The following is a 22535-nucleotide window of genomic DNA, read 5'->3' as shown; positions in this document are numbered from 1 at the left end:
GGGCGTGCCAGTCTGCGGGCTGTGCCGCCTGCAGCCCAAGGCCTTCCAGAATGTTCGCCAGCCCCGTTGGCCCGGCTACCCGCAGCCCTAGCGCGGCGAGGCGCGGATCGGTTGCGGCCAGAAGACCGGAGGTCAGCGGCGCAGCGGGCAGGGCATCGCCAAAGATCACGGCCGCCTCATGGGTGCTGGAGCAATCCTCCAGCGTCACCTTGGCGCGAAGCCGGTAAAAGCCGAGCCGCTTCACAAGGGCTGATACCTGAGAGGCCGGCGTGTCGAGCAGGAAGCCGTCCGCGTCCTTCAGCACCAGAAAATCGAACAGGATCTTGCCTTGCGGCGTGAGCAAAGCGGCAAAGGCAGCTTCGCCGGTGGTCAGGTTTTCCACGTCCCGGGTCAGCAGGTTCTGCAGGAAATGCGTGGCTTCCGGCCCGCTCACGCGCACCAAGCCACGGTCAGGCAGAAGGGCAAAACGGGCAGCGGACATGAGGGCCTCCAGTGAAACTGCGTATATCTCTCCCGTTGAGATAGCCCCGCGTCCGCCCGGCGGCAAGGCGCGGCGTTGCCGGGCAGGCGGTTTCCCGAAAAGCCTGTGGACCCGTGCGCCCTGCCAATCGTATAAGCGCGCCAGAAAAAGCCGAGCGCAAGGCCCGCGCCGAAGATGGAAGAGGAGTCATCAATGTCTGCTGCCCATGATCTCATTCTCACCGGCGCCACGGTCGTCAATCAGGACGGCACCGCGATCCGCGATGTGGCTGTGCGCGGCGGGCGCATTTCCGCTATTGGCGATCTGCGGGGCGCAAAGGCGGCAGAGGTCATCGACTGCAAGGGCCTCACCATTCTGCCGGGCGTCATCGACACGCAGGTGCATTTCCGTGAGCCGGGCCTCACCCACAAGGAAGACCTTGAAACCGGCTCCCGCGCTGCCGTCATGGGCGGTGTGACGGCGGTGTTCGAGATGCCGAACACCAACCCCAATACCACCACGGCCGAAACTCTGGCGGCAAAGGTGGCAGCGGGCCATCACCGTATGCACTGCGACTTTGCCTTCTTCGTCGGCGGCACGGCGGAAAACATCGAAGAGATCCCGATGCTGGAGAAGCTGCCGGGGGCAGCGGGCATCAAGGTGTTCATCGGCTCGTCCACCGGCAACCTGCTCGTGGAGGATGACGAGAACCTGGCGAAGATCCTGAAGAAGATCACCCGCCGCGCCTCGTTCCATTGCGAGGACGAAATGCGCCTGCGCGACCGGATGAACCTGCGCGTGCCGGGAGATCCCCGTTCGCACCCGGTCTGGCGCGATGAAACGGCAGCGCTTCTTGCCACCCAGCGGCTTGTCACGCTCGCCCGCCGCCTCGGCAAGCGGGTGCATGTGCTGCATATCTCCACCGGCGACGAGATGGAGTATCTGGCGGACCACCGCGATGTGGCCAGCACGGAAGTAACGCCGCATCACCTGACCCTGTTTGCCCCGGACTGCTACGAGCGGCTTGGCACCTACACCCAGATGAACCCGCCGGTTCGGGATCTGTCGCATCAGAAGCGCCTTTGGTGGGGCGTCAATCAGGGCGTCGCCGACATTCTCGGCTCCGATCACGCGCCGCACACCCGTGAGGAAAAGGACCACGCCTATCCTGGTTCCCACTCCGGCATGACTGGAGTGCAGACGCTGGTGCCGACGATGCTGGATCACGTCAATGCCGGCCGGCTGACGCTGGAACGTTTTGTCGATATGACCAGCGCCGGTCCCGTCCGCCTTTTCAACATGGCACGCAAGGGGCGGATTGCCGTGGGCTATGACGCTGATTTCACCATCGTCGACATGAAGCGCAAGGAAACCATCCGCAACGAGTGGATCGCCTCCCGCGTTGGCTGGACGCCCTACGACGGTGTGGAAGTCACCGGCTGGCCGGTCGGCACCTTCGTGCGTGGCAACAAGGTGATGTGGCAGGGCGAACTGACAACCCCCTCGCAGGGCGAAACCGTCCACTTCCAGGACGCGCTCCAGCCGCAGGGGTGAGAGAGCTTCCAACTGAATAGGAACACGAGAGGGCTGGAGCGTCAGGTACGTTCCGGCTTTTCTCAAATCCGGCGAAAATGTGACAGGCGCCACAGCGAGTTCAGAGTTAAACTTCTATGACCGGAACCAGTCAAATTTGCACACTTCGGTAACCCTGTTCCCTAACCCTAAGTACACGGAGCGGGGGTAAGGTGGGTGCGGGCTGACGGGTATGGCGTAGATGAGGCTCGCATGGTGATGGAGACGGCAGCACGGTTTGATGGAGGCTTGAAGCAGGGCCGCATCTGGCGCATGGCGCTGATGACGGGCTGTGCCCTTGCCATGATGCATTTCGCAGTTCCGCAGGCGAGGGCTGAAGTTCAGGCCGGGCTGAGGCAGGTCGCAGGGTTGGCGAAGCCTGCCGGGGCGTCCATGGCCGCCAGTCCAGCGGAAACCGTGCAAGGGGCTGCCGAGATCAGTGATCCCGAGCACCCGATGCAGATCGTCGTGTCCCTGCGCGAGCAAAATCTCAAGGTCTATCGCGGATTGGAGCTTGTCAGCTCTACGCCGGTCTCCTCCGGCAAGAGCGGGCACAGCACGCCGACGGGCGTGTTCTCCATTCTCGAAAAGCGGCGCAAGCATTTCTCCAATCTCTATGACGATGCGCCCATGCCTTTCATGCAGCGGCTCACATGGTCAGGTATTGCCCTGCATCAGGGCAAGCTGCCCGGCTACCCGGCATCGCATGGCTGCGTGCGCCTGCCCATGGATTTTGCCCAGAACCTGTTCGGCATGACTGAACGCGGCATGCATGTTGTGATCACCGACGGCGAAATCGCGCCCTTGGCCATCACCCACACCGCGCTGCCGCAGCCCTATGTGCCGGGCACTGCGGTTGCGAGCCTTGACGAAAGCATTGTGCCTGCCAGCGGCGGCCTGCGCGGTTCCATCGTCACGGACACCGCTTCGACGGCATCAATCGCACCGCAGACGGAAACGCAAGCCGCAGCCGAATTCGGACCGCCGCTGCGCATGATCATCACGCCCCGGCCACAGGGCCGCGAGGTCCACGATCTGCAGTCCATGCTGAACCGTCTCGGCTTTGACGCCGGCCCTGTCGATGGCATCATGGGCCGCAAGACGCGCGAAGCGATCCGTCTGTTCCAGGAAGGCTATGAGCTGCCTATCACGGGCAACTACAGCCATGGGCTTCTGAAGCGCGTCTACCGCGAGGCGGGCGAGGATCTGCCGCTGAATGCGGAACTGCGCATCCGCACTAAGTTCAAGGACATCTATCAGGCTGGCGTCACCCTCAAGGATCCGAAGGCGCCCATCGGTACCGTCATCTTCACGGCGCTGGGCTTCAAGCCCGGAGACAGTGAAACTGGCTGGATGGCCGTGGTGGCGGAAGAGGCTGCCGGCGTCACCCCTGCGCAGATCCTTGACAGGGTTGACATGCCCGCAAAGGTGCGCAAGGAAGTTGGTGCCATGCTGGTTCCGGGCTCTTCGCTTATCGTTACCGACCGCTCTTTCCTGCGCAACACCGGCCTCGGCACCGACTTTGTGGTGACGACAACGAACTGATGTGCCGGAGCAGCTTCAAGGCTGCCTCCGACGTCATGTCCCCGCCGTCATGTGTCTGTCGCGTGTCTGCAGTATCGCTCCCCCTCAGGTTCTTATCCGGCGGAAGAATCGCCGGTGGGCAGTCCCTGAGGGAGCGAACAATGCCGGTGAGCACGCTTGAAGCATCGAAAGCCAGACTGAGTAAGGCCGTCCACCGGTCCAGCGCCACGTCCCGCGAGGGCTTTCTGGAGCGTATGTTCACCTTCGCCTTCAAAGGGCTGGTCTATCCGCAGATCTGGGAGGACCCGGATGTGGATCTGGAGGCGCTGCAGCTTCAGCCGCATTCGCGCATGGTCACCATCGCCTCGGGCGGCTGCAACGTCATGTCCTATCTGACGGCTGATCCGGCGGAAATCACGGCGGTGGATCTCAACCGCGCCCATGTGGCGCTGGGGCGGCTGAAGCTTGCGGCCGCGCAGCACCTTCCGAACCACGATAGCTTCTACCGCTTCTTCGGAGAAGCGGACGAGAAGGCCAATATCGCCGCTTACGAGCGCTTCCTGCGCGACAGGCTGGACGAGGAAACCCGCAGCTACTGGGAAGGGCGCGGCATCAGCGGCTTTGGCCGCCGCCGTATCACCCTGTTCTCGCGTGATCTCTATCATCACGGGCTTTTGGGTTACTTCATCGGCGTGGGCCATTTCGTTGCCCGGCTTTATGGCATCGATCCGAAGCATTTCGTCCGCGCCCGCACGCTGGATGAACAGCGCAGCTATTTCGAGACGGCGCTGGCCCCCTGTTCGACAAGCGGCTGGTGCGCTGGGCGACCTCCAAGAAGATGTCGCTCTATGGCCTCGGAATCCCGCCCGCCCAGTATGAGGCGCTGGTCTCCGCCAGCCCCACGGGTGACATGTCCGACGTGCTGAAGCAGCGGCTGCAGAAACTCGCCTGCGATTTCTCGCTGTCGGACAACTACTTCGCCTGGCAGGCCTTCAACCGGGGCTATGCGCCGCAGGGTGGGGAGGAGAGCCGTGGTGCCTCCGGTCCGCTCCCGCCATATCTGAAGCGCGAGCATTTCGATGCAATCCGCGAGCGAGCTTCCCGTGTCCAGGTGATCAACCGCAGTTTCACCGAACATCTGGAAGGCGTTGAGCCCGGCAGCCTTGACGCCTATGTGCTGCTCGATGCTCAGGACTGGATGACGGATGAGCAGCTGAACGGACTGTGGTCCCAGATCACGCGCACCGCCCGCCCCGGCGCCCGCGTCATCTTCCGCACCGCTGCCGAGCCAACGCTGCTGCCGGGCCGTGTGGAGGACGCCATTCTGGACCGCTGGACCTATGAGGCTGAGAAGAGCCTTGAGCTGGGCCGCCGCGATCGTTCCTCCATCTATGGCGGGTTCCATCTCTATGTCTTCAATGGGTGAAACCGGCGGCCAGAACGGCGCTTCCGCTGCGCTGATGGACAGCGTGTACCGCAACCAGCGGCACATCTATGACCTGACGCGCAAATATTATCTGCTGGGCCGCGACCGGCTGATTGCCCGGCTTGTGCCGCCGCCGGGCGGCGCTGTGCTGGAGCTTGGCTGCGGCACGGGCCGCAATCTGATCGAAGCGGCGCGTCTCTATCCCGATGCCCGTTTCTATGGTCTCGACATTTCGCGGGAGATGCTGGCAACGGCTGAGGCGAATATCCGCCGCGCCGGGCTTGAGGAGCGTATCCGGCTTGCCTGCGGTGACGCTTCGGCTTTCGAGGCAGAAGCGTTGTTTGGCCGTGGCAGCTTCGACCGGGTGTTCATGTCTTACACTCTGTCGATGATCCCGCCCTGGCGGGAAGCCATGGCGGCCGGCTTTGCGGTGCTGGCCGCCGGCGGGCAGCTGTCAGTGGTAGACTTCGGCCAGCAGGAACGTCTGCCAGGTCTCTTCCGGCGCCTGCTTCATGCCTGGCTGGCGAAATTCCACGTTACGCCACGGGCGGACATGCTGGACGCGGTGCAATCGCTTGCTTCGCAGCATGAGGCGCGCAGTGAGGCTGGTTCGCTCTATCGCGGTTACGCTGTCTGGGCGGAGATCACCCGCGTTTGACAGGCGCGTGCGGCGAGATTGCCGCCCGCCTCACTCGCCCGCGACGAAATAATGCAGCGTGCCATCCGGGCCAATGCCGACACGGTAGAACAGCCAGGCGCCATAGGCGTCCATCTCCGCAAAGTCCGCGGCCGTGACGACGCGGTACATCTCCACCTTCTGGGCTGGTGTCAGCTTGTCGAAGGGATAGCGGGAAAAGTAGGGCCAGATGTACATTTCCTGCGGGGTTCCGGCATCCACATGTACCCAGCCCGCTTCCATCACATCCAGAAGGATTGCGAGGATTTCCTGCCCTTCGCCATCACCGGAGCTGCTCTTGAGGAACTCGATCGGGTCGCCGATTTCCGCCAGAGACAGGGTCGGCATCATCTCGTTACCTTCCAGCACCATGCGCATGCGCTCGATGTCGCCGCTGCGGGCCGCTTCGATCAATTGATCACGCATACGGGCGACCGGCGCTGGCAGGCCCTCAGGCCCATAATGCACCTCAGGGACGGGAAGCTGGTTCTGGGGAGAGGCTTCAGTAGACTGGCCATCCGCCGGGCTTTCGGCATCTTCAGCCGGATCCGTCTCATCCGCCGGTCCAGTCGCATCATCCGCGCCGGCCTCTCCGGAGGGGGCGGGAAGAAGGTCTTCAGGTGGAATGGAGGGGTTGCCGGAGGTGGATTGTTCCGGCGGCGTCACCAGGATCGTCTCGGTTCTCACAGTCGCTGCGTCCGCAGCCGGAAGCAGCAGGAGTGCAAAACAAAGGGTGGCAATACAGTTGCGCAGCATGGTCAGACTCAGCCGGGAGAATTTTCAACGACTATACGCAGCCACGGCGGAAAGGCCATTCAAAACAGCCTGCGCGCTTGGCATCGGCGCTGCCTTTCGTTAAACCGCAGGCAGATGTGCCATTTTTGCCAGAGCTTTGCCGCATGACGCCCGCCTTCTCCTATGCCTTGCTTGGATTGGGCATCGGCCTCATGACCAGTGCCCCCGTGGGGCCGGTCAACATCATGGCCCTGCGCCGTGCCATTCATTTCGGCTTCAGTGCCGGGATTCTGGTCGGGCTTGGGGCCGTTGTGGCCGATACGCTGTTTGCCGCCGCTGCGCTGTTCGGAATTTCAGCGGTGGCGGAATTTGTCGAGCTGCATGAGTTCTGGATCAAGGTCACGGGAGCCGCGCTTCTGGTGGTCTTCGCCATTGCAGTCTTGCGCAGTCATCCGCACGTGGACAGGGACCGCGAGGGGTTTGATCATACCCTTCTGCGCGATTCAGCAGCTGCCTTTGCCATGACGATCACCAATCCGGGAGCAGTGCTCGGGTTCCTGGCGATTTTGGAAGTCTGGGCGACTGGGCGCCTCAGCCGGGAGACCATTTCGGCGCAGCGGCCATGCTGGCCGGCGTGTCGTGCGGCGCCTTCCTGTGGTGGTGTCTCGTTGCCGGGGGAGTGACAGCCTTGCGTGACCGGTTCACGGACAAATGGCTGGAAATGGTCAACAGGATTGCCGGTATTGCCCTGATTGTCTTTGCCAGCGCTATCGCCGCAAGCCTGTTCTGAAATTCAGGGTACAGCCGGAGCGCAGGAAGCAAGCCGCGCGCTCCGCCTTGGGACTACTTACTGAAGGACGCGATTGACCGAATAGTCACCGCGCAGAATACGCTCCGGCAGACCTTCCGCCAGCTTGGCGACAGCATCTTCGCCATATGTGGAGACAAGATCAGCAAGGGCAGTAAACATGGCTGCGTGAGCAACAGCATCTGTATCAACGCCGCAGGCAATCGCCTCGGACCATGCATCCTGAATGAAACCGAGCGCAGCACGGCGAATATCGTCGTCTTCAAGGTATTGGACGTCCGCAGACATCTCGCTGAATTCGTCGTTGGTCATGCTGTCCCTTAGGTCTTTGCCGCTTTCGCTTCGGATGAGTCGGTGCCGTTCCCCGAATCTGCGAAGACCTTACCATGGGAAGACTACGCGGGAAGCGAGTGTGAAGGCATTCTTAACGTCCACCCACAAATTATACGTGGAGGGTTAAGCCTTTGGTAACGGACTGCCGCTAGCGCGCGTAACGGGCCGCAACGTCACGGCTCAGCTTCTCGCCTTCCTGGATATAGGCGTTCATGGCTGCTCGTGCCGCTGGCGTACAGCTTTGATACACCGAAGAAAATCCGCGATAGCCAAGGTTGAAGCGTTCGATGTGGCGGCGCTTGCGCACTTCGCCCTGCATTTCGGCATCCAGAAGGTCTTCCATCCGCTCCCGCCAGCTTGGTGCATCATCACGTCCACACAAGGGGCGCAGGAAATGCAGGGCGCCGAGGATCTCCGACAGGCGGAGCAACTGGCGCTCATAGGGAGCTTCGGACAAAGAGGTCTGAGCATGGACAGGCACGGCTGTCAGCATAAGAGCCGCAACCGCAAGGCATGACAGTACGCTCGCCGTATTCCGCCGCCCGGTGCTGGTGATTCTGCTGGCTTTCATTCTTTCCTGCCTGTCCGGCTGGATAATGGGCTGCAGGGACCCATGGCGCAAGGCCGCGGTTTGGCCTTCAACAGCGCAAAGCGCTGGCACTCACTCAGCTTCACGCCCTGATGCAAGCCTCAAGATCCGCTCTGCGATGCCGGGCGTCATCTGAAGGCCATCGAGTGCGGAAAGCGGCATGAAACAGGCCTCCGCCGCGTCATCGCCCGCAACAGGCTCGCCGGAGAGGTGTTCTCCGGCAAAAACGGTCAAGTGAAAGCGGGAGCGAAGCGCGCCGCTGTCATCGCGGCTGTCTATTGTCAGCGTTTCGGCCGGCTCGCCCAGCCGTGCGCTTACACCTGTTTCTTCCAGAAGTTCGCGGTGTGCGGCCTGAAGAAGGCTTTCTCCAGCTTCCACCTTGCCGCCGGGCAAACTCCAGTAGCCGGCATAGGGGGCTTGCCCCTTCGTACGAGCAGCACTTGGCCGTTTCTGAGGCAAAGAATGCTGACGCCGGGCGTGAGGGGCGGAAGGGAGGAGGCCTCGCACATGTCTCGGGTAAACCTGCTTCAGGCGAACAGGGCGTCGATTTCCGCCTGCGTTTCGGAGCCCTCGTGGGCAGGCACATCCTGCGTGCTGATGTGGCCATGGATCACGCCGCTCGCCATGGCGATGAGCGGCTTTATCTCGTTGGTGGCCTTTTCTGCCAGCTCGAAAGCCACTTCCGAAGGAGAGGCGGCATTGCGAATCATGTCCTGCGCATTCAGCACAGCCGAATTGATTCCGGATACGAGCGTTTCCAGATGCGCGCGCAGACGCAATGGAGCAGCATGATACGCAACGATGGCCAGCTGACGCTCGGAGAAGGTGGAGTTCTCGAAGTGAGTCTCGTAGTCTGCCGGACTCCAGGCAAGTACGTCCTCGGCGCATTCAGGCATGGCCGGGAGCATTTCGAGCAGCATAACCACTTCGTTGAAGTGGTTCAGATAGTCCGTTGCAAGGCCGGTTGCCGGGTTGATATTGGCTTTGGCAAGCCGCTCGGCAGACAGATCGCCGGTGCCCAGCACTGGATCCTCCTGCGTCATGCCATCCCCCGGTTGAACTCTACTTCTCCCGAACCTAACCTGCCTTTGTTGCCAAAGAACTAATCAGATCAATGTAAGGATTTTCATGTGCGGACGCTTCACGTTGACGTCACCCCCGGATGCGGTCGCGCAACTCTTCGGTTACCGGGACAGGCCGGAGTTTCCGCCGCGCTACAACATTTCGCCCACCCAACCCGTGGCTACCGTCCGGTATGAGCATGGGCAGCGGCGCTTTTCGCTAGTGCGATGGGGGCTGATTCCCGGTTGGGTAAAAGACCCGGCCAGCTTCACCCTCCTGGTCAACGCAAGGGCAGAGACCGCGGCGGAGAAGCCTTCTTTCCGGGCGGCCATGCGCCACCACCGCTGCCTTGTGCCAATGGATGGCTTTTACGAATGGCGGCGGACAGGCGGGCAGAAACAGCCCTTTTTCATCCGCCCGAGAGGTGGCGGACTGATGGCGGTGGCCGGGCTTTGGGATACGTGGTCCGATCCATCGGGCGGAGAAATTGATACGGGTGCCTTGCTGACCGTGCCCGCCAACCGGGCGATGCAAGCCGTACATGACCGTATGCCGGCTATTCTTTTCGAACAGGATTTCGAGACTTGGCTGGATACGGGGCGCGTGAGGGCAGAGGAAGCCCGCCGCCTGTTGCGCCCGGTGGCGGATGACTATCTGGAGTTCATCCCGGTCTCGTCCCGTGTCAACAGTGCCGCGCAGGATGATCCGGGATTGACCGAGCTTGCGCCAGAGACTGCCCCTGAAGCTGGATCTGAAAAGGCTCCGAAAACCCGGCCCGCCCGCAGAAAGGCGCAGGAAGACGGTGGCAGCTCCGGTCAGCTTGATCTTTTCTAGGAAAACTGCCGCTTTCTTCGGATTGCTAAACGAAAATGTAAATGCCTTCGCGTTAGTCCTTGGGCACCAAGGACGGAAGGGGCAGCATGCGGGCCGCGTTGGATGATCATTCGGCTGACGTGCCGGAACCGAAGACTGCACGCATGGTCCGCCCGATGCGCCAGGATGATCTTCCGGTGGTCGCAGGGCTCTTCGGCCGCGTGTTCCGGCCCTCCGGGGTCAAGGATGCGGCCGCGCTGGAAGCCTATCTTGCCGAGTTGCTCTTTGGCAGCCCTGCCTACAGCGAAGCATACGGCAGTCTCGTTCATGACGATCCCTCTACGGGCATCACGGCCGCTGTCTTGAGCGTTCCCATGACTTTCAATGTCGAGGGCGAGCGTGTGACGGCTCGGCTGCTTTGTTCCTTTATGTCTGAAGGGCGGGGAGGGTTGTCCGGTGCTGCCCGGATTTCAGGCGCCTTGAGGGCCAAGAGGCAGGACTTTCTTCTGTCAGACAGTGCCTCTTCCTTGAGTGCCAAGCATTGGACCGCTGTCGGCGGCCAGGTCCTGACAACCCAGAGCCTTGACTGGCGGCGTGTCTTGCGTCCCGCTTCAGCGACCCGGGAGATCTGGGGGCAGAGGCTGCCGCGGCTGCGCCTCCTGCTGGCGTTGCTGCCTTGTGGGGCGATTGATGCTCTTGCCCGCCGGCTGAAGCCCGCTCTTGTCCCGGAACTGCAGAGTGAATGTACTGTCGAAAAGACGAGTGCAGCGGAGTTCCTCAACTCCGCAAGGCCCTTGCTCGCCCGCTTTCCCGTTCATCCCTTGTGGCCGGAAGAGGAGTTCTCCTGGCTGACAGATCTAGCCGCACGGAACCACGCACTTGGAACCTTGCACTTTGGCCGCATGCGCGATCCGGATGGCGTATTCGCTGCAATGGCCTGGTACTCTGACGGGCGCAAGGCAACGGTCTTACATCTGCTGACAGACGAGGGACGGGAGCTTGACGCAGTCACGTCCATGCTGGCCGCGTTCGATGCTGAAGGCCTTGTTATGGCCGAAGGCATGGCCCAGCCGTTTCTGATGCGGGCGCTTCTATCACAGCGCTGGATCACCTTTTTCCACGCGGCTTCTTTTGCATTGGCAGCCGCTTTTCGACTGTCAATGACGCTGCACGCCGGGGGATCTTTATGCGGGCGGCTTTGCCTCGGAAAGCTGGAGCCGCCTGTTGACGGATCTCTGATCCGGTCCCGCACGCCGTGATTGCGCCTGTCCTTTTCTGGCGGAGAGCGGTAAGAGGCGAACAGGAATACCGCATGCAGGAAAGGGCTGACCATGGCCGAAGAAGAAGAGACCGCGTCCTTTGACGAGGAAGCGCTGGCCGAGGTCTATAACAGGGGCCTTGATCTGGAAAAGGCCGGAGATCTGGATGGCGCGGAAGCGGCCTACCGGGAAGCTCTGACCATCGATCCGGCGGACCATTGCGGCGCCAGCGTTCGCCTTGCCGCCATGGGCCGCGATGCAGCACCCGATGCCATGCCGGAAGCCTATGTGGCGACGCTTTTTGACCAGCACGCAGATGTGTTCGAGGCCATTCTCGTCGATCAACTGGGTTATTGCGTACCGCTTTGCTGCGCGAGCAGCTGCGTATCCATGCGCCCGGGCCTTTCCAGACGGCGCTGGATCTTGGCTGCGGCACTGGCCTGACCGGTGAGGCACTTGGCGATGTCTGCGAGGCGATGACCGGCGTCGATCTGTCCGAAAAGATCGTCGAGATCGCCTTTGACCGTGAGGTTTACACAGACCTTTACGTCGGCGAGGCGGTCGCCTTTCTGGAAGAGTTCGAGGACGACGATGGCCAGCGTCCGGTCTATGACCTGATCGCGGCGACGGATGTCCTGCCTTATCTTGGCAAGATTGAGCGGATCGTGGCTGCTGCCGCAGACCGGCTGAATCCGGGCGGTGTTTTCGGCTTCTCCACTGAGACGCTGCCGGATGAAGCGCTGGGGGGCAGGGACTATCTCGTCGGCCCGAAGCGCCGCTATGCCCATTCGCAGGGCTATCTCACCCGCGTGCTTGAAGCGCACGGTTTTGCCATTCTGGCGATGGACCCGATCACCGTGCGCCTTGAGGAAGGTGAGCCGGTCCCCGGCCATCTGGTGCTTGCCCGCCGGGCGTGATGCGATATGGGCGCTAGCGTTGAAAGACTGGCGCCCTTCTCTGAAGACCTGTGCTGGTCAGCCTAGATGCTGCTTGAAGAAGGCGATGGTCCGCTCTTCCGCAAGCTTTGCCGCAGCCTCGTCGTAGCGGGGCGTGGTGTCGTTGTGGAAGCCGTGGTTCACGCCGGGATAGATATAGGCCGTATAGGTCTTGTCATTGGCCTTCAACGCTTCCTCGTAAGCTGGCCAGCCCGCATTGATGCGCTCATCCAGCTCCGCATATTGCAGCAGCAGTGGTGCCTTGATGGCCGGAACGCCGTCCAGCGGCGCCTGACGGCCATAGAACGGGACACCTGCCGAAAGCTCCGGATAGGCAACGGCGATCGCATTGACCACCCCGCCGCCGTAGCAGAAGCCGACCGCGCCCACCCTGCCAGTGCTGTCTTCGCGGGCCAGCAGATGCTCGAAACCGGCGAAGAAGTCATTCATCAGCTTCGCCGGGTCTACCGTCTGCTGCAGCTCCCGGCCCTTGTCGTCATTGCCCGGATAGCCGCCGACCGAGGTGAGCCCGTCCGGCGCCAGCGCCATGAATCCGGCCTTTGCCATGCGCCGTGCCACATCCTCGATATAGGGGTTGAGGCCGCGGTTCTCGTGAATGACGAGAACGGCCGGCAGCTTCGCCGGCGCTCCGGCTGGCTTCACCAGATAGCCGTTTACCTTGCCATTGCCATTGGGTGAATCGTAGGTGATCCGTTCTGCCTCGATCCCTGCATCATCAGGCGCCACCTGCTGGGCGAAGGCATAGTTGGGAGCCAGCTGATCCAGCAGCATGGCTGCAGTGATGCCGGCGACCGTAAACTTGGCGGCCTTGTCGAGAAAGTCACGCTTGGTGATCTTGCCGTGGGCATAGAAGTCGTAAAGGTCGAGCAGTTCCTGCGGAAAATCCCGCGCGGTCTTGCGCTGTACGGGCGTCGTGTCGTTCATCGTGTGCTCCTCGCCGGATGATGCGCCCGCCCCCGGGCAGTGTCATTCACCAGCTGGTACACTAATGCGCGCCGATGCAAGTTCGAGGATTGTTGCTCGTCCGCACGGAAACGTGAACGCCCGTGATCAGACGCCGCAGCCGGGTGCAAGCCGCTGCGGCGCTGTCTTTCCGTTACGCCCGTTCCAGCGCCGCCACTACTTCCACATGCGGAGAGTAGAGGAACTGGTCCACCGGCGTGACGCGAGTGACCTTGAAACCGCCGTCGATCAGGATGCGCAGATCGCGGGCGAGCGTCGCCGGATTGCAGGAGACAGCCGCAATGCGCTTCACCTTGGAAAGGGCAAGCTGTTCGGCCTGCGCCTGTGCGCCCGTACGCGGCGGGTCAAAGGTGACGGCATCAAAACCTGAAAGCTCAGCTGCCATCAGCGGGCGGCGGAACAGGTCGCGCCGCTCAAAGGTGATCTGCCTGAGGCCGGCAGGCTGGCGCGATGCGCGGTCCAGTGCTGCAACGGCAGCGGCCTCGCCTTCCACCGCATGCACGGACATGGTTTCGGCCATACGGAAGGTGAAGGTGCCAATGCCGGCAAACAGGTCAGCCGCCTTCTTCGACTTGCCAAGGGCGGCCAGAACCAGATCTGCCAGATGCGCTTCGGCATCTGCCGTTGCCTGCGTGAAGCCTCCCGGTGGTGGCACGGCGGCCACCTTGCCCATAAGTAGGGCCGGCGCGCGCGCTTCCAGAATGATCTCGCCATCGACGGAAAGGCGCGCAAGACCGAGATCCGCCGTCAGGCCGGAAAGCTGCACCAGTTTCTTCTCAATGCCGGGCGCCGCATTGGCCAGCGCCACATCAAGGCCGGCCGATGTTGCCAGAACCGTGAGCCGCAGTTCGCCCTTGCGCGGCATCAGCACTTCGGCAAGGCGCTTTAGGCCCGGCACGGCGGCCACGATCTTCGCGTCCAGCACCGGGCATTCGGTAATGTCCACCATCCGGTTGCTGGCGCGCTCGTGATAGCCGAGCAGCAGCTTGTGACCGGCGCGAACAGCCGTCAGCACGGCGCGGCGGCGGGAGCCGGGGGTGCTGGGGAAGACCTCATCCACCGGCACTTCGATGCCCCTGTCCTCCAGCGCGCGGACCACCTGATCCCGCTTGAATGCGAGATAGTCAGGCTCGGCCATATGCTGCAGCGAGCAGCCGCCACAGGCCTCGAAATGGCGGCAGGAAGGCTCCACGCGGGCAGGGCTCGGGGTGAGAATTTCGAGGAGGGTGGCCCGGTCTCCTTGCGCCTTTACACGCAGGATATCGCCCGGCAGTCCGCCGGGAATGAAGAGGGGCCTTTCGGGCCAGAAGCCAGCCCGTCGCCCAGGTGGCCGAGGGCGGTGATGGTGATGTCGATTGTCGCGTCCGTCATCGCCGTGCGATACCCCGCCCCGCCGCCAACCGCAAGCGCGGAATTGCGGGGTTTATGCAAGACACTCGCCTTCCCTATGCCAAGGCTTTCAGATGCTGACGCATCACGCCTTGAATTTGCTTAGCCGTCCTTGCGGCCGTAGAGCAGGAATTCGCGGTTGCCGTCGCCACCTGTGACTGGGGAGGGGATGAGGCCGCAGGCTGTCCAGCCGGGCTGGGCATCCAGCCAGAGACGCAGCTCTTCGGCGCAAGGCTCCACCAGATCCGGCTGCACCAGACCACCCTTGCCTATGCCCTGGCGGCCCACCTCGAACTGTGGCTTGACCAGAAGAATGGCTTCAGCGCCGGGCGCTGCAAGTTCCAGCGCCGGGGGCAGGGCGAGTTTCAGGGAAATGAAGCTGACGTCCGAGACGATCAGATGCGGTGCGCCGCCCTCAAGGTCCGCAAGCGTCAGGTCGCGGGCATTGAGCCCGTCGCGGCGGTTGACCTTCGGATTGGAAGCAATGCGCTCATGCAGTTGGCCGTGGCCCACATCAATGGCGTGGACACGTGCCGCGCCGCGCTCCAGCAGCACCTGCGTGAAGCCGCCGGTCGAGGCGCCGACGTCGAGGCAGGTCTTGCCCGCCGGATCAACGGGGAAAGCCTCCAGCGCCGCGAGAAGTTTCAGCGCGGCACGGGAAACGTAGTTTTGTGCCGGGTCGGCCAGGGTGATCTTCTGGGTGGAAGCGACAAGCTGCCCCGGCTTGGTGATGACCACACCGTCCACGCTGACGGTGCCGCGCAGAATGGCATCCCGGGCACGGGCACGGCTGGGCGCAAGGCCGAGGTCTGCAAGGCACTGGTCAAGGCGCTGGCGGGTGGACATGAGAAACGGTTCCGGAGCGTTGAGGGCCGATGGTTCAGAGGCAGCCGGCGAGGCCAGCTACCAGAACATCGAAATAGAGCTGCTCGCCATAGCGCAGCCAGCCGAAAGCGGCCAGCGCAATCAGCGCCCCGCCCGTCAGCCCGCCTGCCGCTATCCAACGCACCGGTACCACGTCCAATGGCTCCTGTTTCCCTTGCCGCCGCAGGGACCCGCTGTCAGGCCCCGTTGCGCGCGATCAGGTTCTTCAGCTTCTGCAAGGCAGTTGCCGGATCTTCCTCATAAGCGATGGTGCCGACGAAGCGGTTGCTGCCATCCATAAGGTAGATCATGGCCGAATGATCCATCGTATAGCCGCCGCCGTCCAGCGGAACTTTCTTGGCATAGACGCGGTAGGCCTTGATCATTTCGTCGATCTGCTCGCGTGAGCCGGTCAGCGGCGTGATGCGCGGGTCGAAGGCCGCAACATAGTCGCCGATGACCTGCGGGGTGTCACGCTCCGGGTCAACCGACACGAAGGCATAGCTCATCTTGTCCGCGTCCGGTCCAAGCTGCTCGATCCAGCCCTGCAGATCGGACAAGGTGGTGGGGCAGACATCCGGGCAGAAGGTGAAACCGAAGAAGATCGCCAGCGGCTTGCCCGCAAAGTCCTTGTCGGTCACGGTCGTGCCGTCGCCGCGCACGAGCGTGAAGGGGCCGCCGATGCTGGCAACGGAAGCGGTCTGGGCCGTCCCGCCGCCGTTCTGCATTTGCGCGACGGTGACATATCCTGCGCCGATGGCGAGGGCGGCAACTGCCGCCCATGCGCCGTAGCGGATGAATTTCAGAGAAGACATGTTCCCTCTCAGTGGCTGTGGGCTGCCCCGTTCGGGCCGCCGTTGTCGTTACCTTTTGCGCCCATCTTCTCGACCTTGAGCGTCACATCCACCTTGCCTGCTTTCTCGAAGGTCAGGGTCATGGGGATGCTTTCGCCTTCGGTGAAAGGCTGCTTCAGTTCCATCATCATGATGTGCAGGCCACCCGGCTTCAGCTCGGTGTCCTGACCGGCCGGCAGCGCGACGCCGCCTTCGACTTCCCGCATCTTCATGATGCTGTCGACAACGGCCATTTCATGCAGTTCGACGCGGCCTGCTGCCGGCGAGCTTGCCGAAATCAGCTTGTCATCAGCAGCGCCGCCATTGTGTACCTTCAGGAAGCCGCCAGCTGCCGGCGCATTCGGCGGGGTGGCGCGGGTCCACGGATGATTGATGACGAGGTCGCCGAGCTTGAACTCATGCGCCATGGCGGTGGAAGCAAGCAGGGCGAGTGCGGCGGCTGCGCCGGCAAGGGTCTTCAGAATGGTCATGTGTCTTCCAGTCATGTGGGGCGGCAGCATCAGGCATGCCGCAGATCATCAGGGGTAAATGCGTGCGGGGAATCAGATCGCAGGCGGCGCCCTGATGGCCTTGCCCGTCAGCAAGGCTTCTATGACAGGAAGAGATTGCTCCTGCAGCGGCAGCACGGCCACTTCAGGAATGCGCAGGTTTGGTGTGCTCAGGGGCTCCGCAAACAGCGGGCCTGTAATGGCGCTGTGGCAGCCTGTGGCGCAGACGCAGGCTGCTGGATCATGCGGCGTCTTGGGGGCTTCTCCGGGCTGAGAGGCCTCAACACCCTGACTTGCGCCCAGACAGATGCTGCCAAAATCCACGTCCCCGGCCAGCACCGCTGCCTGGGCGGGGAAGCAAGCAGGAAGAGCCTGAAAACGAGCGCAATCACCGCCATCAGCACGAATGGCGTGCGTTCTGTGCGCAGGATTGCAAACAGGCTCGAGGGCATCTTCATGGGCGCACTATGACTATTTCCTGTGCACCGTGCGAGCGCAAATTTGCCGCACCTTGCAAGTCAGCGATGGGTATCCGGGCCGTCCTGGTCTTGTCCGGCGCCGGGGACATTTTCCTCCGTGACGCCGGGCTCTGCCGGGTCGAAGGCCTGCGTGTCATAGGCCGGGAATTCTTCCGGCGGAATGATGAGCGGATCGGCGGTGTCCAGCGGGTCGGGGGCGATGACCGAGCCGACCTGTGCGGTCGCGGCATATTCGAAGTCTGTCTTGTCTTCCTGCGCGGGGGTCTTGCGTGCCAGCAAACGGCCGGAGACGAACAGGATCGTCACCACCTGCACCAAGGCAACCTGCGCATAGAGCCCTTCCGAGCCCATGGCATACATCAGCAGCGATGCCGACATGGGACCGAGGATCGAGCCGATGCCATAGGCAAGCAAAAGGCCGGAGGACGTCTCCACATATTCCGCCGGGTCTGCATGGTCATAGGCATGGGCAACGGCGACGGAATAGGCGGGCTGCAGAAAGGCGCCGACGCTCATGGTCATCAAGGTGGCAATGAGCGGGTTGGATGGCTTGAAGAGAACGATGATGCAGGCCATCAACAGGGTCGCCATGGCAAGCCCGACCAGTACGATACGGCGGTCCATTCTGTCCGACAGGCGGCCAAAGGGCCACTGCGCAAGCACACCGCCGCCGATGTATGCCGCGGCATAGAAAGCGGCCTGATCGTTGCTGAGGCCGATCTGGGAGCCATACAGCGGCGTCAGCGTCCACATCGCGCTGCCGGCGACACCGACGAGGAAGCAGCCGACAAGTGCTGCGGGAGACGTGATGTACAGTCTCACGGGCCTGAACCGGACCAGCGTAATGGGGGCCGGCTGGTTGGCGTTGGTCAGAGATACCGGAATGACCGCAAGGCTGACCATGACAGAAGCCACGGCAAAGGGCAGGAAGCTTGTGATGCCGGTGGCTGAGACGGACACCTGACCGACCATCATCGAAGCGTAAAGGACAACGATATAGACCGACATGATTGTGCCGCGGTTGCGGTTGTCGGCAGCCTCGTTCAGCCAGCTTTCCACCACCATGTAGAAGCCTGCGAGGCAGAAACCGGAAATGGCCCGGATGAGGCTCCAGGACACGGGGTCCATCAACACGGGATGCAGGATCACTGCTGCGGACATCAGCGAAACCAGCGCAGCGAAGGCGCGAATATGGCCTGCGCGCATGATCACGTAAGGCGAGCCGAGACAGCCCAGCACCATGCCGACGAAATAGAACGATGACATGAAGCCGATTTCGAGATCGGAAAACGATGCCTGCTGCGCGGCAAGAGGTAGAAGCGTGCCCTGCAGGCCGTGGCCGACGAGCAGCAGCGCCACCGAGGCAAGCAGGGCGGAGATGGAGGCCAGAGCCTTGATCATGATGTCATCCTCAACGCACCCGAGGCAGAAGTCTACCCGGTGGTTGTGAAAATTTTCGTGCGGTAGTGCGGCAGCAGTCAGGCGCGCAGGGCGAGACCTGCAGCGTCCTTGCCCAGCACCTCGAAGACCTTGCGCATGATGCCTTCGGCGTTGAGGCCTGCATCCCGGTACATTACGTCCGGCTTGTCATGGTCCTGATAGCGGTCGGGCAGGGTCATGGTGCGCACCTTGAGGCCCTTGTCCAGCGCGCCAAGCTCTGCGAGTGCACTCAGGACATGACTGCCGAAGCCGCCAACGGAGCCTTCCTCGACCGTTATCAGCACTTCGTGCTCGCGGGCCAGCCGCGTCAGCAGGTCCAGGTCCAGCGGCTTTGCGAAACGGGCATCGGCCACTGTCGTCGAAAGCCCGGCCGCATCCAGCTCATACGCGGCTGTCATGCATTCCGCCAGACGAGTGCCGAAGGAAAGCAGCGCCACCTTGGTGCCTTCCTTGCGGATGACGCCCTTGCCGATCGGCAGCACCTGTCCGCGTTCCGGCAGTTCGATGCCAATGCCTTCACCGCGCGGATAGCGGAAGGAGATGGGGCCTTCGTCATAGGCTGCGGCTGTTGCCACCATATGCTTCAGTTCAGCCTCATCGGCGGCCGCCATCACCACGAAGCCGGGCAGGCAGGCAAGGAAAGCCGTGTCGAAAGCGCCTGCATGGGTGGGGCCATCGGCGCCCACCAGACCGGCGCGGTCGATCGGGAAGCGTACTGGCAGGCCTTGAATGGCCACATCATGGACGACCTGATCGTAGCCACGCTGAAGGAAGGTGGAGTAGATGGCAACGAAAGGCTTGTAGCCTTCGCTGGCAAGACCGGCACCAAATGTCACCGCATGTTGTTCGGCAATGCCAACGTCAAAGACGCGGGCCGGGAACACCTGCTGCATCAGGTCAAGGCCTGTGCCATCGGGCATGGCGGCGGTGACGCCAACGATCTTTTCGTCGCGCTCGGCCTCTTCCACCAGCGAGCGGGCGAAGACGCTGGTGTAGCTCGGCGCGTTGGCCTTGGGCTTGTCCTGCTTGCCGGTGATCACGTCAAAGCGGGCGACGCCGTGATACTTGTCCTTGGCCCCTTCCGCCGGTCCATAGCCCTTGCCCTTCTGTGTGACCACGTGAATGAGCACCGGGCCCTGATGGGTGTCGCGCACATTCTTCAGGACGGGGAGCAGATGGTCCATGTTGTGGCCATCTACAGGGCCGACGTAATAGAAGCCGAGTTCCTCGAAAAGGGTGCCGCCGGTCCAGAAACCACGGGCATACTCCTCCGCCCGTGCCGCCTTCTCCTGAAGCGGGCGCGGGAGGGTGTGGGCAATCTTCTTGGCGGCATCACGCAGCGACTTGTAGGCCGGGCCCGACACGAGCCGAGCAAGGTAAGCCGACATCGCGCCCACGGGCGGGGCGATGGACATGTCGTTGTCGTTGAGGATGACGATAAGCCGGGAGTTGAGCGCCCCGGCGTTGTTCATCGCCTCATAGGCCATACCGGCTGAAATCGAACCATCGCCGATGACTGCGATGACATTGTTATTGCGCCCGTCAAGGTCGCGGGCCACGGACATGCCAAGGCCTGCGGAGATCGACGTTGAGGAATGGGCAGCGCCGAAGGGGTCAAATTCACTTTCGCTGCGCTTGGTGAAGCCCGACAGCCCACCCGGCTGCCGCAGGGTGCGAATGCGCTCGCGACGCCCCGTCAGGATCTTGTGCGGGTAGCACTGGTGCCCCACGTCCCAGATCAGCCTGTCATCCGGTGTGTTGAACACATAGTGCAATGCCACTGTCAGCTCGACGACGCCAAGGCCCGCGCCAAGATGGCCGCCAGTCTGTGAGACTGCATCAATTGTCTCCAGGCGCAGTTCCTCGGCCAGTTGGCGCAGGTCGCTCTCGGGCAGGGCGCGCAGGGCGCCCATGCCGGTGATCCCGTCAAGCAAAGGGGTATGCGGCTTAGAAGACACGCTTTGGGTCACTCCATGACACGGCAATGATGCGTCGCAAACAAGGTTCGAGCCTTACACCAACCATCTGGGAGGCGCAAACCGTTCGGCAAGGTGTCTCGTTTCCGATAGCGGTAATAGTGAAGCAATCGGCGGCCGGCGCTGGAAGAAAACATATCAGAAGCCACCCGTTGTCACCCGAAAGGGTGATGCAGCAAGGTTTGAAATGTCCTAAGGGTTACGCGTGGTCGATGGGGCCACGTGCACAGTGATAACTTGGACCGTGTTTCGGCACGGTCCTTTTTTACCGATAATGTTGACCTTACGTCAATTTTTGAGCGTGAAGCCGGTTTGAACTGAGGCCGTGCCTCGGCAGTTTTACCGAGGGATCAGCAGTACAGGCTCGCCAGCCGGAAGACCGCCTGTGCCAGCTCAAGCTGTGAGCGGGTCCCCGTTTTTTCGTAGATCCGGCGCAAATGCGTCTTGGCCGTATTGCGGGTGACCGAAAGCGTATCCAGCGTGTCCGTCAGGGAGCCGCTTGCGACCAAAAATTGTACCAGCCGCGCTTCGCTCCGGGAAAGGCCGTAAACCGTCTGCAGGGCTGCGCTGATCTCGGCAGGAATGCCGCGCGGCAGGTGTATGCGTATCACCATCTGCGGCGGTTTGCCGTTTCCGTCCTGGCCACAGAGTTTCAGCACGATGCGGCAAGGGGTTCCGCTTTCGGTGATGAGAACAAGCTCCTGCGGGCCATCGCATTCTGATAGCCGTTTTTCAGACCGGGCCGGGCCAAGCAGAAGCCCGGGAGCCATCTTGTCGGCCATTGGCTCGAAAAGCTCTTCCAGTTCCCGTGCCAGAATATTGAGCCGTCCGTTACGGATCTCCAGAATCTGGTTGAGGCCGAGTTCTTCCAGAGCCGGTCCCCGGGTCGCGATAATGCGGCGCATCGGGTCCATCAGCATGGCCAAATGGCAGCCCGAGCTTGCCATCAGCGCCGCCTGCTCAGCCTCCTGCCGCGCATCCCTGACGCGCGAAGCGCATTCGAGAGCAATGTTGAGCCGCTTCGACAGAAGGTCGACGTAATAGAATTCCTGAACCTCAAAAGAGGGCTGTGAGGCTGAACGGCAGGCAACAAGCAATGCCTTGTACCCGTCCTTTTCGTAGACGCGGGTCATCAGCGCCTTGGTGTAGCGCAGGTCGTCCCTGGCGGGCGAGGGCTCCAGTTCATGCTGCAATGCCGGGCAGATGATCTTGCGCTTGCAATGGTAGGTCAGAAGACCGGCATCATGCAGCATATAGGCTATGACGGACTTGCCGCTCTCCACCTGACTGCGGGCCAGATGAATGAGCACCGGCTCTGCAACAGAACGGTCACAGAAGCGGGCATCGTGGCGGCCGTCGGGGCCGAACGTCATGAGCAGCAGTTGCGCCTCAAGGTGCTGCTCAAAAGCAGCGCAGACAGCACCCCACCCAGCAGGCTCGAGCACCGCATCAAACACGGCATCAAGTAGATGGCCGAAGGCAGAATCGGCTTCCTCACGGCAGCCGCCGAAAAACTTCTTGTCTCCGGTTGCGTCCATGATCACTGGAACCTCGCATCGCGGGCCAGTCAGGCCTCAGGATCAAGCGGTACGGTTTTGGCCGCGCGGCCGTCAGTTCCAAGCTGGATCTTCTCCACCTTTTCTTCTGCTGCTTTCAGAAGCTGGTCGCACCGGGCCCGCAGCCTGTCTCCACGCTCGTACATTTCGATGCTTTTTCCAGTGGCACATTGCCCTGTTCCAAAGCCCGGACAATGGCTTCCAGTTGGCTCAGTGCCTCTTCGAAGGACAGGGCAGCCAGAGCCGCAGCTTCGTCTTGTGAAAGCGTTCCGTTCGCCATGGTGTCATCCTCGCCGGTTGGTCAAGTTGGCGA

Annotated in this window: 22 protein-coding genes and 4 pseudogenes; 8 read left to right on the top strand and 18 right to left on the bottom strand. The window is 62.2% G+C overall.

The window, feature by feature from the left end:
* Positions 1-217: 217 nt before the first annotated feature.
* A pseudogene (locus tag ACQB61_RS14145) lies at positions 218-481 on the bottom strand (YgfZ/GcvT domain-containing protein); the annotation flags it as partial.
* A gap of 192 nt (positions 482-673) precedes the next feature.
* Here ACQB61_RS14145 and ACQB61_RS14140 point away from each other — a divergent pair.
* From ACQB61_RS14140 to ACQB61_RS14125, 4 genes and pseudogenes are all read left to right on the top strand, one after another.
* Positions 674-2014 carry a dihydroorotase gene (locus ACQB61_RS14140; RefSeq protein ID WP_430513133.1) on the top strand — a complete coding sequence of 447 codons (1341 nt, stop codon included), beginning with the start codon at positions 674-676 and terminating at the stop codon, positions 2012-2014.
* Between the two features lie 231 nt (positions 2015-2245).
* Positions 2246-3577 carry a L,D-transpeptidase gene (locus tag ACQB61_RS14135; RefSeq protein ID WP_430513132.1) on the top strand — a complete coding sequence of 444 codons (1332 nt, stop codon included), beginning with the start codon at positions 2246-2248 and terminating at the stop codon, positions 3575-3577.
* 140 nt (positions 3578-3717) lie between these two features.
* Positions 3718-4982 (top strand): annotated as a pseudogene (locus tag ACQB61_RS14130) (DUF3419 family protein).
* Entirely contained in the window at positions 4975-5640 is a 666-nt protein-coding gene (locus ACQB61_RS14125; RefSeq protein ID WP_430514375.1) for a class I SAM-dependent methyltransferase, read from the top strand. The pseudogene ACQB61_RS14130 and the gene ACQB61_RS14125 overlap by 8 nt, the downstream one beginning before the upstream one ends.
* Before the next feature lie 30 nt (positions 5641-5670).
* On the opposite strand, the gene ACQB61_RS14120 is transcribed toward ACQB61_RS14125, so the two are convergent.
* The gene (locus tag ACQB61_RS14120; RefSeq protein ID WP_430513131.1) at positions 5671-6345 is read right to left on the bottom strand and encodes a hypothetical protein; all 675 of its coding nucleotides are present in this window, start codon (positions 6343-6345) and stop codon (positions 5671-5673) included.
* A 212-nt stretch (positions 6346-6557) separates the two neighbouring features.
* Here ACQB61_RS14120 and ACQB61_RS14115 point away from each other — a divergent pair, with 212 nt between their 5' ends.
* Entirely contained in the window at positions 6558-7076 is a 519-nt protein-coding gene (locus ACQB61_RS14115; RefSeq protein ID WP_430513130.1) for a LysE family translocator, read from the top strand.
* A 164-nt stretch (positions 7077-7240) separates the two neighbouring features.
* Here ACQB61_RS14115 and ACQB61_RS14110 read toward each other — a convergent pair whose 3' ends face one another.
* The 4 genes from ACQB61_RS14110 to ACQB61_RS14095 all read right to left on the bottom strand — a co-directional run bounded on the left by ACQB61_RS14110 (position 7241) and on the right by ACQB61_RS14095 (position 9166).
* Positions 7241-7513, bottom strand: coding sequence for a hypothetical protein (locus tag ACQB61_RS14110; RefSeq protein ID WP_050471916.1), 273 nt, complete (start codon positions 7511-7513; stop codon positions 7241-7243).
* 169 nt (positions 7514-7682) lie between these two features.
* Positions 7683-8105 carry a TIGR02301 family protein gene (locus ACQB61_RS14105; RefSeq protein ID WP_430513129.1) on the bottom strand — a complete coding sequence of 141 codons (423 nt, stop codon included), beginning with the start codon at positions 8103-8105 and terminating at the stop codon, positions 7683-7685.
* A gap of 90 nt (positions 8106-8195) precedes the next feature.
* A complete protein-coding gene (locus ACQB61_RS14100; RefSeq protein ID WP_430513128.1) occupies positions 8196-8582 on the bottom strand; it encodes an NUDIX hydrolase in 387 nt (128 codons plus the stop codon).
* A 68-nt stretch (positions 8583-8650) separates the two neighbouring features.
* Entirely contained in the window at positions 8651-9166 is a 516-nt protein-coding gene (locus ACQB61_RS14095; RefSeq protein ID WP_430513127.1) for a hypothetical protein, read from the bottom strand.
* 85 nt (positions 9167-9251) lie between these two features.
* Between ACQB61_RS14095 and ACQB61_RS14090 the strand changes: the two genes are divergently transcribed.
* The 3 genes and pseudogenes from ACQB61_RS14090 (at position 9252) to ACQB61_RS14080 (ending at position 12174) form a co-directional block, all read left to right on the top strand.
* Entirely contained in the window at positions 9252-10019 is a 768-nt protein-coding gene (locus ACQB61_RS14090) for an SOS response-associated peptidase (protein ID WP_430513126.1), read from the top strand.
* Between the two features lie 86 nt (positions 10020-10105).
* Entirely contained in the window at positions 10106-11257 is a 1152-nt protein-coding gene (locus ACQB61_RS14085; protein WP_430513125.1) for a GNAT family N-acetyltransferase, read from the top strand.
* Between the two features lie 72 nt (positions 11258-11329).
* Positions 11330-12174: pseudogene (locus tag ACQB61_RS14080) on the top strand (methyltransferase).
* Positions 12175-12231: 57 nt separating this feature from the next.
* Here ACQB61_RS14080 and yghX read toward each other — a convergent pair.
* The 12 genes and pseudogenes from yghX to ACQB61_RS14020 all read right to left on the bottom strand — a co-directional run bounded on the left by yghX (position 12232) and on the right by ACQB61_RS14020 (position 22502).
* Positions 12232-13137, bottom strand: a complete 906-nt coding sequence (gene yghX / locus ACQB61_RS14075; protein WP_430513124.1) for a YghX family hydrolase — start codon at positions 13135-13137, stop codon at positions 12232-12234.
* A gap of 172 nt (positions 13138-13309) precedes the next feature.
* Complete coding sequence (locus ACQB61_RS14070) at positions 13310-14368, bottom strand: class I SAM-dependent RNA methyltransferase (RefSeq protein WP_430513123.1); 1059 nt, start codon at positions 14366-14368, stop codon at positions 13310-13312.
* A gap of 56 nt (positions 14369-14424) precedes the next feature.
* Entirely contained in the window at positions 14425-14607 is a 183-nt protein-coding gene (locus tag ACQB61_RS14065; protein WP_430513122.1) for a hypothetical protein, read from the bottom strand.
* 60 nt (positions 14608-14667) lie between these two features.
* Complete coding sequence (locus ACQB61_RS14060) at positions 14668-15411, bottom strand: TlyA family RNA methyltransferase (RefSeq protein ID WP_430513121.1); 744 nt, start codon at positions 15409-15411, stop codon at positions 14668-14670.
* 34 nt (positions 15412-15445) lie between these two features.
* A complete protein-coding gene (locus ACQB61_RS14055) occupies positions 15446-15583 on the bottom strand; it encodes a hypothetical protein (RefSeq protein ID WP_334250231.1) in 138 nt (45 codons plus the stop codon).
* Between the two features lie 43 nt (positions 15584-15626).
* Positions 15627-16244 (bottom strand): SCO family protein, encoded by a 618-nt coding sequence (locus ACQB61_RS14050; RefSeq protein ID WP_430513120.1) that lies wholly within the window; start codon positions 16242-16244, stop codon positions 15627-15629.
* 8 nt (positions 16245-16252) lie between these two features.
* Positions 16253-16753, bottom strand: a complete 501-nt coding sequence (locus tag ACQB61_RS14045) for a copper chaperone PCu(A)C (RefSeq protein ID WP_430513119.1) — start codon at positions 16751-16753, stop codon at positions 16253-16255.
* Between the two features lie 72 nt (positions 16754-16825).
* Positions 16826-17095, bottom strand: a complete 270-nt coding sequence (locus ACQB61_RS14040) for a hypothetical protein (protein ID WP_430513118.1) — start codon at positions 17093-17095, stop codon at positions 16826-16828.
* 194 nt (positions 17096-17289) lie between these two features.
* Entirely contained in the window at positions 17290-18651 is a 1362-nt protein-coding gene (locus ACQB61_RS14035) for an MFS transporter (protein WP_430513117.1), read from the bottom strand.
* Positions 18652-18728: 77 nt separating this feature from the next.
* A complete protein-coding gene (gene dxs / locus ACQB61_RS14030) occupies positions 18729-20603 on the bottom strand; it encodes a 1-deoxy-D-xylulose-5-phosphate synthase (protein WP_430513116.1) in 1875 nt (624 codons plus the stop codon).
* Between the two features lie 413 nt (positions 20604-21016).
* Positions 21017-22204: a helix-turn-helix transcriptional regulator gene (locus ACQB61_RS14025; protein WP_430513115.1), complete on the bottom strand. Its 1188-nt coding sequence runs from the start codon at positions 22202-22204 to the stop codon at positions 21017-21019.
* A 29-nt stretch (positions 22205-22233) separates the two neighbouring features.
* A pseudogene (locus tag ACQB61_RS14020) lies at positions 22234-22502 on the bottom strand (exodeoxyribonuclease VII small subunit).
* Between the last annotated feature and the right edge of the window lie 33 nt (positions 22503-22535).

Origin of the sequence: Pannonibacter phragmitetus (assembly GCF_050510895.1) — a bacterium.
GTDB classification, from domain to species: Bacteria; Pseudomonadota; Alphaproteobacteria; order Rhizobiales; family Stappiaceae; genus Pannonibacter; species Pannonibacter phragmitetus_B.
The sequence above is the reverse complement of the archived record's forward strand: the minus strand, read 5'-3'. Positions and strand labels throughout refer to the sequence as shown.

Coding starts and splice junctions, on each gene's coding strand:
- ACQB61_RS14140 (WP_430513133.1), top strand. CDS start 674: ATGTCTGCTGCCCATGATCTCATTCTCACCGGCGCCACGGTCGTCAAT.
- ACQB61_RS14135 (WP_430513132.1), top strand. CDS start 2,246: ATGGTGATGGAGACGGCAGCACGGTTTGATGGAGGCTTGAAGCAGGGC.
- ACQB61_RS14125 (WP_430514375.1), top strand. CDS start 4,975: ATGGGTGAAACCGGCGGCCAGAACGGCGCTTCCGCTGCGCTGATGGAC.
- ACQB61_RS14115 (WP_430513130.1), top strand. CDS start 6,558: ATGACGCCCGCCTTCTCCTATGCCTTGCTTGGATTGGGCATCGGCCTC.
- ACQB61_RS14110 (WP_050471916.1), bottom strand. CDS start 7,513: ATGACCAACGACGAATTCAGCGAGATGTCTGCGGACGTCCAATACCTT.
- ACQB61_RS14105 (WP_430513129.1), bottom strand. CDS start 8,105: ATGAAAGCCAGCAGAATCACCAGCACCGGGCGGCGGAATACGGCGAGC.
- ACQB61_RS14095 (WP_430513127.1), bottom strand. CDS start 9,166: ATGACGCAGGAGGATCCAGTGCTGGGCACCGGCGATCTGTCTGCCGAG.
- ACQB61_RS14090 (WP_430513126.1), top strand. CDS start 9,252: ATGTGCGGACGCTTCACGTTGACGTCACCCCCGGATGCGGTCGCGCAA.
- ACQB61_RS14085 (WP_430513125.1), top strand. CDS start 10,106: ATGCGGGCCGCGTTGGATGATCATTCGGCTGACGTGCCGGAACCGAAG.
- yghX (WP_430513124.1), bottom strand. CDS start 13,137: ATGAACGACACGACGCCCGTACAGCGCAAGACCGCGCGGGATTTTCCG.
- ACQB61_RS14060 (WP_430513121.1), bottom strand. CDS start 15,411: ATGTCCACCCGCCAGCGCCTTGACCAGTGCCTTGCAGACCTCGGCCTT.
- ACQB61_RS14050 (WP_430513120.1), bottom strand. CDS start 16,244: ATGTCTTCTCTGAAATTCATCCGCTACGGCGCATGGGCGGCAGTTGCC.
- ACQB61_RS14045 (WP_430513119.1), bottom strand. CDS start 16,753: ATGACCATTCTGAAGACCCTTGCCGGCGCAGCCGCCGCACTCGCCCTG.
- ACQB61_RS14035 (WP_430513117.1), bottom strand. CDS start 18,651: ATGATCAAGGCTCTGGCCTCCATCTCCGCCCTGCTTGCCTCGGTGGCG.
- dxs (WP_430513116.1), bottom strand. CDS start 20,603: ATGGGCGCCCTGCGCGCCCTGCCCGAGAGCGACCTGCGCCAACTGGCC.
- ACQB61_RS14025 (WP_430513115.1), bottom strand. CDS start 22,204: ATGGACGCAACCGGAGACAAGAAGTTTTTCGGCGGCTGCCGTGAGGAA.